We start from the raw sequence: 12,867 nt of genomic DNA, 5'->3' as shown, positions 1-12,867 counted from the left end.
GGCGCTAATACGGTTTCGGTTTTATTGGAAAGTGGCTGTTGCGAAGGTACCGCTTCATCGCCGCGAGCGCTCAGGCTTCTGACGGGGCCATCTTCGCCGGGTCATATAGAATGACGCGCTTTGCCCGTAAAAGACCCCGCCCATGTGGTTCAAAAACCTCCAGTTGCACCGCCTTCCCGCTCCGTGGTCCGTCACCCCTGAACAAATGGAGAAATGGCTCGCGCCGCACGCGTTCGCGCCCGGCAACAGCGTCGAGATGCAAAGCCACGGTTGGGCGTCGCCGCGCGATAACGACTCGCTGGTGTATTCGCTCAACGCTCAGATGCTGCTGGTGTTCCGCACCGAAAAGAAGCTGCTGCCGGCTTCGGTCGTCACGCAATTCACCAAGGCACGCGCGCTCGAACTCGAAGAGCAACAGGGCTTCAAACCCGGCCGCAAGCAGATGCGCGAGATCAAGGAGCAGGTCACCGACGACCTGCTGCCGCGCGCCTTCAGCATTCGCCGCGATACGCGTGTGTGGATCGATACCAGGAACGGCTGGCTCGTGATCGATGCGGGCTCGCAAGCGGTCGCCGACGAAGTGCGCGGTCTGCTGGTGAAGTCGATCGATCAATTGCCGCTCGGCACCGTGCGCGTCACGCAGTCGCCGGTTGCGGCGATGACTGAATGGCTGCTTTCCGGCGAAGGTCCCGCGGGCTTCACACTCGACCAGGACACCGAGTTGCGCTCGCCGACCGAAGGCAACGCGACGGTGCGCTATGTCGGACATACTTTGGATGCCGAAGATATGCGCCGGCATATCGAAGCCGGCAAGCAATGCATGCGTCTGGCGATGACGTGGAACGATCGCGTGTCGTTCGTGCTGACGCCGTCGCTCACGATCAAGCGCATCGCGCCGCTCGACGTCCTCAAGGAAGCGAGCGACCCGACCGCGCAGAACGACGATGAGCGCTTCGATTCCGACCTCACGCTGATGACCGCCGAACTCGATCGCATGCTGAACGATCTGCTCGACGCGCTGGGCGGCGAGCAGGGCGAGGCGATGCCGCAAGCCGCGGCTGCCTGAGTCCAGCCAAACGCGTCCATAGGCTGCCGCGACGATGCGGCCATGCATGGGTCCGCGATCTCGCAAGACGCGCCGGCCCTTCATGAACGCGTCGACATGCGCGGACACACCCCCGTGCCGGAGCGTGTGCCCCAGCTCCGTGAATATGGTTAAGATTGCGATCTGAAAGGCGCATCATTCACGGAGGGCTTGCGATGGTTCGACTCGTCATGATCCTGCTGGGTGTCGATTATCTGCGCACGCGCTGGCGCTCGTTGCAGCGGATCGGCTGGGTGAGCCTGGCGCTAGGCGTGGTGGTGTTCATCGACGCGCTCGATAGTGCGCTCTATTTTCCGATCACACTGTTTGCGTCGTTGCTGCTGCTCGAAGGGCTCGCCACGCTGGCGGTTGCCTGGACCGGCATGGGCGGGCAACGCGTGCTGCGCTATGTGAAGGGCCTCGCATTCTGCGTTGCGGCGGGGTTGATCCTGATTGGCCATCATCATGGCAACTTCATTCTGTCGATGATCTTCGGCACGCTCTTTCTGGCCGACGGCCTGTTGCAGATCGTCTCCGCGAAGGTCGTTCGCTATCGCACGTGGCGGCTCGCGATGATCGGCGGCGGCGTTGAAATCGCGTTGGCGGTTTTCTTCTATCAGCCGTATCCGACGCACTATGTGGGCACGGTGCCGTACTGTCTCGGCCTTGGCCTGATATTCGGCGGCTGGAACATGATTTTGCTGAGCACGCGTGTGCGCCGTCTTGCGTCGAATCCCGCGGTCGCTTCGTATGATGCAAGCGCGGACGCCGCCAGCGCGGATGCCGCCAATTCCGCTGCGAGCGCGGTGGCGCCAGGGCGGTTGGGCGCAGTCGAGTGGGACGGCCCGCCCACCGCCGATGAAGACGCGTTGACCGTCCATGTGTGGACGCCGGTCGGTTCGGCAAAGGGCGAGGCGCGGCGGCAGCTGATCGTCGACCGCTATATCGCGGCGGTGGATCGCAACGGCGTGATATCAACCGGCCACGCCGCGCTCGAATCGCCGGAAGGCATCTATATCAGCTTGTATCCGGGCGTCGAGATCGATCGTTCGCCTGACGATTTCGCGCGGCTCCTGCGCGCGACGCGCGAGAACGACGTGCCCGGCCTATTCCAGCCCGATTATCCGACCGAATCGAAAGCATGGTGTCCGTCGACGGTTCAGGTGCGCATACGCAATTACGATCCGGCTCGCTTGCGCCGCTTCTGGGACACCTATCGTCAGGACACGACCTACAACCTGACGTATCGCAATTGTTCGAGCAGCGTCTCGCGTGCACTGGAAGCGGCGATCGAAGGGGCGTCGGCGCGCGTGTGGGGCGGCCTCGGCGGCTGGCGGCCATTTTTGCGAGTGATTACGACGCCGGAATTGTGGGTGGCCGCGCAACTGCGCAAACGCGCCGCGACGATGGCGTGGACGCCCGGCCTCACGCTCGACTATGCCCGCGCGCTCAGCATGCTCGCCGACCCGCGTCCGTCGGGCTGGGTGAAGATGGCGCGCCTCGCTTTACGCAGAATGCTGCGTTCGCGGCAGCAATGGCGCGAGGAAGCGCGCACGGCGTCACAGGACGCCGCGAGCGGACCTGCCGCGGACGCGGTGCGTGATTGATAGGCCGATAGGCCGCGATCCGCGTGCGATACCAGGGGCCAGGGCCTCGGCCTGCCTCCGCGCCACATTCACGACCGTTACACGGTACTCATCCTCGCCAGAGGCAGACGCGCCGCATTTTCTTCAAGAAGTGTCACGACTCGTCTATCCCATATTAATTCCGTTGACCTGACGATTTTTAGCTGGTCAATTAGCAGGTTTGACAGCTGACGCTGCGTCGCTGGGAATGAGTGGGGGAGACTATGAAAAATTACCTTGATAACCACACGGGGATCTACCGGAAGCCCGAGCGCACCGTCGAAATAAGCGGCGCGGCGCTCCCACGCTGGACACCGCCAGAAAACTGCCTGCTGCCGGAAGATGAAGGTTCAGAGCCCCTGCTTCGCGTCATCGATCTGGAAGGTGAGGAAGGCATCGGCAGGTCGTTCCGTTATGCGGTGCTTTGCAGGACGGATATTGCCGTGACAGATTCCAGGCGCACCACGCTGGATCTTGACAGCATCGTTGGGACGCAGGTCACAGTGGAAATCGACATCCCAGGCCGGGGTGAATTCGTTCCCGGCATGCCAGGGGACACCGGAATGGGTAATCGCGGCTTCCATGTGCGCGAGATCACCGGGATGGTGACCAGGGCGGAATTCGTGAGGCAGGATGACCGCTCGAAGGTCTACAGGTTCATTGTCGAAGCTGCGCAGGCGCAGGCCGCGAAGGGCTGCAACTACCGCAACTTCCAGAACAGTACGGTGGTAAAGGTTATTAAAACGGTGCTGGCCAGTTATCCGGTGACGGTTGAGTGGCGTATTGCCGGGCCGCTTGTCATTGACCACTATCCACAGCGCGACCTGACGTGCCAGTTCTTCGAATCCGACTTCGCGTTTTTCCAGCGACTGTGCGAATCGAACGGACTCTTCTACTGGTTTGAGCATGCGAACCGCGCTCATCGGATTGTCATCGCAGACACGCTGGGCGCATTTCACCGGCATGGCGAAGCATACGAGCCGCTGCGCTTTTCGAACGGCGAACGCATTGACGAAGAGCACATCGACCGGCTTGAACTGGCGAGCCAGCAGACCGAAGGAAAATCCACCGTCGTGGCGCATGACTATACGCGGCCACACCTTGGAGCGCGTGTCACACCGCTGCGCGTGGAGGACAGTCAGCCGCGTGATACAGCGAGCGCGGACCAGGAGTACTACGCCTTCGAGAACGTGAGTGAGCCGCGCCAGGGCGCGATGGGCCTGAACGCCCGTCCGCTCGATGCCAATGCGCACGCGCAGTTCGCGGCGCTGGTGCGGATGCAGGCGCTGCGCTGCGTCGGTCTGCGTGCGCGAGGTCATGGCAACATGCGCGGCCTGAAGGCAGGCTTTACGTTTCATCTGACCGACTATCCGCTCGTGAAGGCGAACGTCGAATATCTGGTCGTGTTCACCAGATTGAAACTCACCGAAGTCGATCAGGCCAGTGGTTCGGCACAGGTATTCCGGTGCGAGACGGATTTCGAAATCCAGCCGGTACGTGAATATTTCCGCATGCCGTTTGATACACCTCGGCCTGTAGCTGGGGTCGTGCGCGCCATCGTGACCGGTCCTGAAGGCCAGCAAATCTGGTGTGATGCCTATGGCCGTATCAAGTGTCAGCTCGTGCCCGACAGACAAGGCACGTTTGACCAGAATTCCTTCATCTGGATTCAGCCCGTGCAGCAGTGGCAGGGCGGCCAGACGGGAACAGCGTGGGTTCCGCGCATTGGCAGTGAAATCCTGGTGGGGCATATCAACAACGATCCCGACATGCCGTTCCTTTACGGCAGTGTCGTGAACGCGCACAACCTGCCCGCGTGGGAGCTGCCGCGTAACCAGTGGCTGTCGGGGATACGCAGCAGCATGCAAGGCGGCTCATCCTCGAACCATCTGGCGCTGGACGACACGCACGGCAGACAGCAGGCGCAGCTTGCCAGCGATCACGGCAAGTCGAGCCTGAGCCTCGGTTTCAATACGCGTATCGACGGCAACGACGGGCGGCAGGATGCTCGCGGAGAAGGTTTCGAACTGCGCACGGACCTGCGGGGCGCGCTTCGCGCGACGCAGGGCATGCTTGCGACGACACATGGCCGGGCCAATGCAGTGGGCAAGGTGACGGACATGTCTGAAACGCACGCGCAGCTCACCGAGGCGCATGGCGTTCACGAGCAACTGGCGAAACTGGCGCAGCAGCATTGCGCACAGGACGCGACGCACAGCCAGGGCGACGTGACAGACGCGATCAAAAATGCCAACGCCGCGCTACGTGGCGAGGGTGGTGACTTCCCCGAATTCCGGAACCCCGATATCGCGGTATCGAGTGCGGCCAGTACCCATCTGAGCGCGCAGGACAGCACGCACATTGCGAGCCGCAACCACACCGCGCTGACCACGGGCGGCAACGTCGCGATAGCGGCGCTCAAGTCACTTTACGCATCGGTGCGGGAGGGAATCTTTTTCTTTGCGGCGCAGGCCGGAATCAGGTTGTTCGCGGCGAAGGGAAAGGTCGAAGTCCAGGCGCAGGATGATGCGATGGAACTGGCGGCGCTGAAGGACCTGACGGTCAGCAGCACGGACGGGAGGATCATCATCGAAGCCAAACAGGAAGTGTGGATCGGTGCGGGTGGCTCGTTCGTCTGTATCAATGGTAGCGGCATCGTGAATGCAACGACCGGCAAGATACTCGAAAAGTGCGCGACGTGGAGTAAGACAGGACCCGATTCGACGCTGCGGCCACTGCAATCGTTCAAGCCCGATTACCAGGCGCGGTACGTACTGGCCAACGCAAAGAGCGGGCTGCCGATGGCGCGGCACCCCTATCAGCTCAAGCTGCCGGACGGGCGCACGTGGAGCGGGCTCACGACGGATCAGGGTGAGACGGTGCCGGTATTTACGTCTGCCCCGCAGCCCGTCCAGTTGCACGTGGCTGATTCGCTCAAGACACCGCAAACCGAGGCGTGGCATCTGGTCGGCGGAGGCAACGATATCTTTTCAGATCATGTGGATAGTTGAGAGGATGGCTGAACATGGCAACACCGATAACACCCTTTGATTCGACTGTAACTGTCAAGGAAGAAACTCCAAAATATGCCCGGTTGCCCGATCAGGGCATGGGCTATCTGGAAGAGAAAATCCGCTCGGCGATGTGGTGGCCTGACATCAGTTTGAGGGCGCAGAAAAGCGATGGACTTGTGGGCGTCAGTCTGCTCAAGCAGATCGCGATGAGTGCTGAAATCCGGTGGGATGAAGAAGAAAGGGATTACTGCTTCCGGTACAAGGCGGAAGTGTCGTTCGATATGCGGCCGTATCGCTTTAGAAAAAGCATTCCCCCGGTGCCATTTCTTAGCATATCGAATGGAACCGATGATGCGGGGCGACGCCACACCTTCAATCCGTTTCCCCTGCGGGGAGCGGTAAAGGGAGATGTGCGCCGCCCGGATGTCGTCATCGTCAATGAACCGGCCAACCGGTGGCCGGGGCGCGGTAACGTCGATCAGGATGGACGCACGCAGACGCCAAATCTGCTGCGGCTGGTTGAGGTCAAGTTTCCGGGTGATGACTGGGGATGGAAACAGGAAGATGATTATCTGGCGGTTGCGGGCGACAAAAGCCATATGACCGTGCTGAACGTGGAAGGCGGCGATCAGCGTTCGAAAGAACTGGCCGAAGCCGCCATCGCGGCGGCATTTCTGGGTTGGCTCGCGGGCAGGAAGCGACTGCGGGCACGCATTCGCGCGAGAAGGCCGGTTCCCCAGCCAGCTTGGTTCGAAGCCTGGAGCGCGCTCGAAACAGCGGCTGATTCGGCTGAAAACAAAGTCGCTGCCCTGTGGGACACCACCAGGCAGGGTATTCGCCAGCTCTCTGACGAAACCCAGGCGTGGCTGCGTGCGAGCGCGGCATGGCTGTTCGAGAAAGGGCGATGGGTCGCTGACATGTCGGGGCAGACGTGGCGCTACGTTGATGAGAATAACCGCACGCTCTGGCGCTACACGACGGTGGAACTCGTGAAAGGCTGGCAACAGATCCGCAGACAGACTGATCTCGTGGCAGCGCAGCTCAAGCAGATCGACTGGGGGCATGTCCTGATCACTGCCGTCGGGGGCGTAGCAACTGTTGTGCTCCTGGTTGCCGGAGTGGCGGTTGTCGTGGTGCTGGCCGAGGTGCTGGTGGGCGTGCTGGCGGCGCTGGTGGCGATCGCGGCAACGGCAGGCGGAGCCGTACTGCTTGCCGAACTCGCCTAGCCTTTGATCCTGAACTTAACGACTTTCAAACGGATTGAATGATGAGTTCTAATGCGTCATCAAAACCGGTGCTGACACCGGAAGAAGCCCTGAAGCGCTATCGTGAAGAACTGTGCCTGCACGACAGGCAGGGGCGGCTCGTGGTGCTGCCTGGCGTGATCGGCACGGTGTTCTTTCGGGGCGGTTCGACGCTGGAAGTGCGGCAGGGCGTCCTAGACTGCTTCGACCGCTTCGCGGAACTCTTTGGCGAATACCTGAAGGGCGGCAAGGGACCGGAGGGAACAGGCAACTTTGGCCGAAGGATGCGTCCGGGAGTCGAGGCGATCCGCCGCGCCATTGTCGAGACGCCGCCCTACGAAGCCGTGGAAGCGGTACGGTCCAGTGAGGCAGACCCGGACGCTGCACCGGCCTATCAGATTGGGACGTTGACTAGTCAGGCATTGGCAGAGGACTATCGGCTGCCGGGTAGTGGGTTTGTGGCCAAAAAAGGCACGGACGGAGGGATGTCGTCCCTGAAATTCTGGATGCCGATGGATTTCGTCAACACGCCGGAAGGCGTACAGCAATACGAATCGTTCCTGCGGTTCGTCTGCGCGCAGCTTCCGGTGTGCGGCGGCTATGGCGGCCTGTCGGCCATCCTGCCGTACAACATGCACCCTTACCTATCGCAGGAATGGGTCATGGCGCAGCGGTTCAAGGGACTTGAAATTGACAGTTACTGGTTTGTGCAAAGGAATGAATATCTCGCCAGTTCCTACGAAGGCGAATCAGTGGAGCGCGGGACGAAATTCTATGATGATCTGCATCCCGGCGCGAAAATTGATAGCTACGGCTATATCAAAGGCGTGAACTGGTACACGCTCATTGGCGACCTGTTCGTGGACCGCCTTGGCGGCGAGGCAAAGGTACGTACCGAACTCGCGCGCCCCGACATCAATATCGATCGGATCGGGAAGTGCCTGCTTATTCGGGCCGGAGATTTCCCGTGGCTTGGTGCGCCCGAAGAGGAATGGTCTGAGCCTTATCGGGTCGTCAACAGTGTGCTTCGCATGCTGCGCAATCCTGATCCACAGGGATTGCACACCAATGTTCCAGGCGCGCCCCATGCCGACAGTGACGGCACGCGGCGATGGGAAGCCCGTTTTGATGACCGGAACGCGCCCCCGCTTCCCCGCACGCCTGAGATCGTCCCCGTGAAAACAAACTGAGCCAGGATAGCAATATGGATTTTATCCGGCTTGGCGACATCACCGATCATGGCGGTAAGGTGATCACCGCATCCGAAACGGCTGACTATGACGGCATTCCGCTTGCCCGCAAGGGCGACCTGATCGAATGCCCGCTGCATCCCGAGGTACAGCCGAACATCATCATCGAGGGCGATGACGTGATGGACGATGAAGGCCGTTCGCTCGCACGCCATGGTCATCACGGGACGTGCGGGTGCCGTCTCATTTCGAGCGTGCCGCACAGCAGCGTGTGGGGAAACGTTGGGGAATAGCTGTATGGGGCGTAAGGGCAAAGAAATTTCTCCCCCACGCCGCCCGGAAAGCCTTGGGCAGCGGGGTCATTTATCAAAGGGTTGATTTGTCCACAGCCTTGTCAACAGATTCTGTTGATAACCTCGACTACGCGACGCCGCTGCCAAATGAGTGAGTTCAATCAATATGGCGGGTGTATGCTCAAAGCGAAAGCTGCTCGTTGAGCGCACTCGACCACGCCGACTCCTGGCCGTGGCTCATTCAGGATCAAACCGTGCCGGGCGTTGAGCGCCTGCCGCGGCAGCGGTTTTACCAGCGTGAACGCGATGCTCAGGACGAACCCAGTTGCATCCATCGGCCTGTCAGATGACTGAGCCCCAGCGTTTCACGGTACGTCACGTCAGCATCTACCGTTACTCGGAACCCGTGCGGTTCGGCGAACACCGGATGATGTTCCGCCCGCGCGCCAGTCACGATTTGCGCCTCGTCACCAACCGGTTGGTGATTACACCGACGCCCTCGCGGCTGCACTGGCTGCATGACGTGTTCGACAACTCGGTGGCGGTCGCGAGTTTCGTGGGCAAGGCGAGCGAACTGCGCTTCGATAGCGAAGTGACACTCGAACATGTCGAAGCGCCGTTGCCCGACTACGCGCTCGAACCGTACGCGGTGAACTGGCCGTTCGCGTACACCAACGAGGAAGCATCCGACCTCGTGAACGCGCGCAGCCGCCAGTATCCCGACAGCGACGTGGACGAGTGGGCGCGTCGCTTCGTCCCTGTGGCGGGCGGCGGCAGCGGCAAGAACGGCACAGGCGGGACGATGGCGCTGCTGCGCGCGATGACGCTCGAAATCAAGAGCACGTTTTTCTATGTGCGCCGCACGGAAAAGGGCGTGCACCGTCCTGGCGACACCTTGCGCAACCGCAGCGGCAGTTGCCGGGATTTTGCCGTGCTGATGATGGACGCCGTGCGTTCGCTTGGCCTCGCGGCGCGCTTTGTGAGCGGTTATCTGTTCGTGCCCGAGCACGACGCCACGCAGGGCGGCGGCGCGACGCACGCATGGTTGCAAATCTATTTGCCGGGCGCCGGCTGGGTCGATTTCGATCCGACCAATAGCATTGTCGGCAATCGTCATCTGATACGGGTCGCGGTGGCGTGGAACTACTACCAGGCGTTGCCGTTGTGGGGCACATGGCATGGCGCGCCGCATTCGTTTCGCGGTTTGCAGGTCGATGTGAGCGTGACCGAGGAGCAGTGACGGCGCAGGCCAGGTGGGTTGGTCCTGGTACCAATCGAACGTGTTAGCTGGGGGCGTCGACTCGAGTTGCTTACCGGGCGCGTCAATTGAACGTTTCAACTGGACGAGGGTGTCGCGATGAAATTGCGCGTTGGCTACGAGCTGGTCTATGAGTGCGTGCAACCGACGCCGATGATGTTGATGTTGAACACGCACTATTCGCACGCGAAGGAAGTGCTGAATCCGGATTTACTGGCAGTCGATCCACCGGTGCCGATCAGGCAGTATCGCGATGGTTTCGGCAATTTGTGCAGTCGGATTGTGGCGCCGCAGGGGCTGATTGCGTTGTCGACGAGTGCCGTGCTCGAGGTGTCGTCCGAGGCGGAGAGGCGGCCGCCGTTTACCGAGCAACATGCGGTTGAGGCGTTGCCTGATGATTCGTTGGTGTTTCTGCTGGGTAGCCGTTATTGCGAAACGGATTTGCTATCCGAGTTCGCGTGGCAGACGTTTGGGAAGATGCCGCTTGGGCGTGGGCGAGTGGATGCGATTTGTGATTATGTGCATGAGCATATCGTGTTTGGATATGATTTCGCGCGGCCGACGAAGACTGCCTGGCAGGCCTGGCAGGAGAGGAAGGGCGTGTGCCGGGATTTTGCGCATCTGGCTGTGACGCTGTGCCGGGCGATGAATATACCGGCGCGGTATTGCACGGGGTATATCAGTGATGTTGGGACGCCGCCGCCGTATGCGACGATGGATTTTGCTGCGTGGTTTGAGGCTTATGTTGGGGGGTGTTGGCAGATCTTCGATCCGAGGAATAATGTGCCCCGGACGGGGCGGGTTTTGATGGCTCGCGGGCGTGACGCTGCTGATGTCGCTATTAGTAATGCGTTTGGGGCTACGCAGTTGATGAAGTTTGATGTTGTTTGTGAGGCTGTGTAAGAGGGGTTTTGGCCTTCGGCGTTTGCGTTTGTTTTTGTGTTTTGGTTTGTTTGCCTGGGGCGTTGGCCTTTCCTTGTTTTCTTAGTGGTCTATTAGTGTTGCCCCTGTGCGGGGCGGCACTTACTTTCTTTGCCGCCGCAAAGAAAGATAAGCAAAGAAAGCGGCTCACACCGCCAGCTCATAAGCGAGGCCCTCGCACAGTCGCGGAAGGGGTGCATCTGGAATCGGTGTTCTCGCACACTCCGCGTGAGTGACTAGGGCGTCATACTTCCGGCGGCGCTGCGCGCGCCGAAGAGTCAGGGCGGCTTTGGGTCGCGCGCTTTGTCATTCCCCGAGCGCTAGCGCGCGCTTGCGTCGCGATAGCGTCGCGACGATCGATACCGCTGCGCCAATGCAACCCATCGTCGCCGAGAGCACTACGATCAGTGCGCCGGTTTGGGCCCGTCCCGAGAATACGCCGACCAGCAAACCGGCGAGCGGTTGCGTCATGTTGTTCAACAGAATGATTACGCCCGTCGTTTTGCCGTAGTCCTCGGGCGGAATGATTTTCTGCCGCGCGCTGCGGATGTAGACGTTGAACATCTTGTCGAAGCCGACAATCAGCAGAAAGCCAAGCGCATAGCCCCAAGGCGCCGTGCTCGCTCCGGCAATCACGCCGCCCACGCAGATCGACACGAAAGCGACCCGGCCAAGGGTCTGCGCCGGCCACGCATTTCGCGCAATCGACAAAAGAATCAGTACCGTGGCCACGGCGCCAGCTGTCTGCAAGCCAGCGTAGTAGCGGCTCGATTGCGCGTGAAGACCCGTCACCATCGCGGCCGATGTCGCAAGCGTCACGCCAATCACAAGGTTCTCGGCGGCAGCGAGCAACACGACTTTTTTCAGGCCCGGTAAAACCAGTACGTGGCGCAGTGCAATGCGCACAGGCATCGTCCAGTGACCTCGTGCGGGAGGCGGATCGCCCGCGCGGAAACCGCTGGTGCGCTGCCACAGTAGCAGCGCCGCGTCGGCGAGCAGAAACAGCATGCCAGCTGCGCCGACCACCCACTCCCAGCGCCATACGCCGAGCAGCACAGCGGCCAGCATCGGGCCAAGGACGAAGCCCAATTGGTCAGCCAACTGTGAATAGGCAAGCACGCGCTGGAACTGCTGCGTGCTGAAGATTTGCGGCAGCATCACCTCGCGCGCGACAAGCCCCTGGCTCGTCAGCACGCCGCACAACGCGGACAGCGCAATCAACCAGCCAATGCCGCCAAACACCACGTAAGCCAACACGCCGCCGAAACACACCACCGCCCGCACAGTCTGACTCACCCGCATCAGCTTGAGCGGCGAAATGCGGTCGCACAATGCGCCGAAGAAAGGAAACACCAGATAACGCGGCAGCGTTTCAATAAAGAACGCAAGACCCGACCACGATACCTGGTGTGTCGTCTGAAACACGACCAGCGGCACAAGGAACAGCAAGACCTGATCGGCAAGACGCGCGACAAACAGCGAGCAGAAAAAAGCCTGATGGTTGACGCGCACCGTTCATGTCCCGCCGTGTATGGGTCGAGACCGATCCTATCAAAGATCGACCGCTCACGGTTCCGTGGTCCCATGGCCAGGCGGGCTTGTTTCAAAGCCTGGGCAGAAGCGTTTTATCCGCCGCCCGTCACTTCGCCGTGCATCACCCTTCGGCGTTACTCGCCATCCAGGAAGGGAGGCGTCTTATTGCGAGCCGCCGCACTCCGTGCCTTGCATGCTCTGCATGGCTTGCTGGATCTCCTCCACACTCAGATCGCGCTTGTGCGTGGCAAGCGACCAGCTGTGGCCGAACGGGTCCTTCAACTGGCCGTAACGGTCGCCCCAGAACATGTCGGTAACCGGCATGGTGACGCTCGCGCCTGCCTCGACGGCCTGCTTGAAACTGGCGTCGACATCTTCGACGTAGTGGTGAATCAGCACCGGCGTGCCTTTTAGTGCAGTCGGGCCGAACGTGTTGTGCTCGGGCCACTCGTCGGTCAGCATCAGCATGGAGTCGCCGATCTTCAGGCAAGCATGCATCACCTTGCCGCCGGGTCCGGGCAGGCGGAACTGCTCGACGGCGTTGAACGCCTTGGCGTAGAACGTGATGGCTTCTGCTGCGTTAGCGCAAATCAGATACGGCGTGAGCGAGTGCATCCCGTCCGGGATCGGTTTCACAGCGGGGCTGGACATGACGGCAACTCCTTGGAGTAACAGGTTCGTGAGTTGAAAGACCGGCTGCGTGAG

At 60.9% G+C, this 12,867-nt stretch carries 10 protein-coding genes; 8 read left to right on the top strand and 2 right to left on the bottom strand.

Going from position 1 to position 12,867, the window contains the following annotated elements:
- Positions 1-142 precede the first annotated feature (142 nt).
- From PQR53_RS11000 to PQR53_RS10965, 8 genes are all read left to right on the top strand, one after another.
- Positions 143-1,066, top strand: coding sequence for a recombination-associated protein RdgC (locus tag PQR53_RS11000; protein ID WP_323048141.1), 924 nt, complete (start codon positions 143-145; stop codon positions 1,064-1,066).
- 194 nt (positions 1,067-1,260) lie between these two features.
- Positions 1,261-2,691: an HdeD family acid-resistance protein gene (locus PQR53_RS10995; RefSeq protein ID WP_408453039.1), complete on the top strand. Its 1,431-nt coding sequence runs from the start codon at positions 1,261-1,263 to the stop codon at positions 2,689-2,691.
- Positions 2,692-2,933: 242 nt separating this feature from the next.
- Positions 2,934-5,720, top strand: coding sequence for a type VI secretion system Vgr family protein (locus tag PQR53_RS10990; protein ID WP_408453036.1), 2,787 nt, complete (start codon positions 2,934-2,936; stop codon positions 5,718-5,720).
- A 14-nt stretch (positions 5,721-5,734) separates the two neighbouring features.
- Positions 5,735-6,949, top strand: coding sequence for a VRR-NUC domain-containing protein (locus PQR53_RS10985; protein ID WP_408453033.1), 1,215 nt, complete (start codon positions 5,735-5,737; stop codon positions 6,947-6,949).
- Between the two features lie 38 nt (positions 6,950-6,987).
- A complete protein-coding gene (locus PQR53_RS10980; protein WP_408453030.1) occupies positions 6,988-8,157 on the top strand; it encodes a type VI immunity family protein in 1,170 nt (389 codons plus the stop codon).
- Between the two features lie 14 nt (positions 8,158-8,171).
- Positions 8,172-8,450 (top strand): PAAR domain-containing protein, encoded by a 279-nt coding sequence (locus tag PQR53_RS10975; protein ID WP_408453028.1) that lies wholly within the window; start codon positions 8,172-8,174, stop codon positions 8,448-8,450.
- 346 nt (positions 8,451-8,796) lie between these two features.
- Positions 8,797-9,690: a transglutaminase family protein gene (locus PQR53_RS10970; RefSeq protein WP_408453025.1), complete on the top strand. Its 894-nt coding sequence runs from the start codon at positions 8,797-8,799 to the stop codon at positions 9,688-9,690.
- A 117-nt stretch (positions 9,691-9,807) separates the two neighbouring features.
- Positions 9,808-10,611 (top strand): transglutaminase-like domain-containing protein, encoded by an 804-nt coding sequence (locus PQR53_RS10965; protein ID WP_408453022.1) that lies wholly within the window; start codon positions 9,808-9,810, stop codon positions 10,609-10,611.
- Positions 10,612-10,935: 324 nt separating this feature from the next.
- On the opposite strand, the gene PQR53_RS10960 is transcribed toward PQR53_RS10965, so the two are convergent.
- On the bottom strand, positions 10,936-12,141 hold the full coding sequence (locus tag PQR53_RS10960; protein ID WP_408453020.1) for an MFS transporter: 1,206 nt from the start codon (positions 12,139-12,141) through the stop codon (positions 10,936-10,938).
- A 183-nt stretch (positions 12,142-12,324) separates the two neighbouring features.
- Complete coding sequence (locus PQR53_RS10955) at positions 12,325-12,813, bottom strand: VOC family protein (protein WP_408453017.1); 489 nt, start codon at positions 12,811-12,813, stop codon at positions 12,325-12,327.
- Positions 12,814-12,867 lie beyond the last annotated feature (54 nt).

Source organism: Paraburkholderia fungorum, from assembly GCF_046027605.1.
Taxonomy (GTDB): domain Bacteria; phylum Pseudomonadota; class Gammaproteobacteria; order Burkholderiales; family Burkholderiaceae; genus Paraburkholderia; species Paraburkholderia fungorum_F.
This window is presented reverse-complemented; position numbering and strand designations above follow the sequence as displayed.

Excerpts from the sequence above, each read along its gene's own strand:
- PQR53_RS10990 (WP_408453036.1), top strand. The coding sequence starts at position 2,934 with ATGAAAAATTACCTTGATAACCACACGGGGATCTACCGGAAGCCCGAG.
- PQR53_RS10970 (WP_408453025.1), top strand. The coding sequence starts at position 8,797 with ATGACTGAGCCCCAGCGTTTCACGGTACGTCACGTCAGCATCTACCGT.
- PQR53_RS10955 (WP_408453017.1), bottom strand. The coding sequence starts at position 12,813 with ATGTCCAGCCCCGCTGTGAAACCGATCCCGGACGGGATGCACTCGCTC.
- PQR53_RS10975 (WP_408453028.1), top strand. The coding sequence starts at position 8,172 with ATGGATTTTATCCGGCTTGGCGACATCACCGATCATGGCGGTAAGGTG.
- PQR53_RS10985 (WP_408453033.1), top strand. The coding sequence starts at position 5,735 with ATGGCAACACCGATAACACCCTTTGATTCGACTGTAACTGTCAAGGAA.
- PQR53_RS10995 (WP_408453039.1), top strand. The coding sequence starts at position 1,261 with ATGGTTCGACTCGTCATGATCCTGCTGGGTGTCGATTATCTGCGCACG.
- PQR53_RS10980 (WP_408453030.1), top strand. The coding sequence starts at position 6,988 with ATGATGAGTTCTAATGCGTCATCAAAACCGGTGCTGACACCGGAAGAA.
- PQR53_RS10965 (WP_408453022.1), top strand. The coding sequence starts at position 9,808 with ATGAAATTGCGCGTTGGCTACGAGCTGGTCTATGAGTGCGTGCAACCG.
- PQR53_RS11000 (WP_323048141.1), top strand. The coding sequence starts at position 143 with ATGTGGTTCAAAAACCTCCAGTTGCACCGCCTTCCCGCTCCGTGGTCC.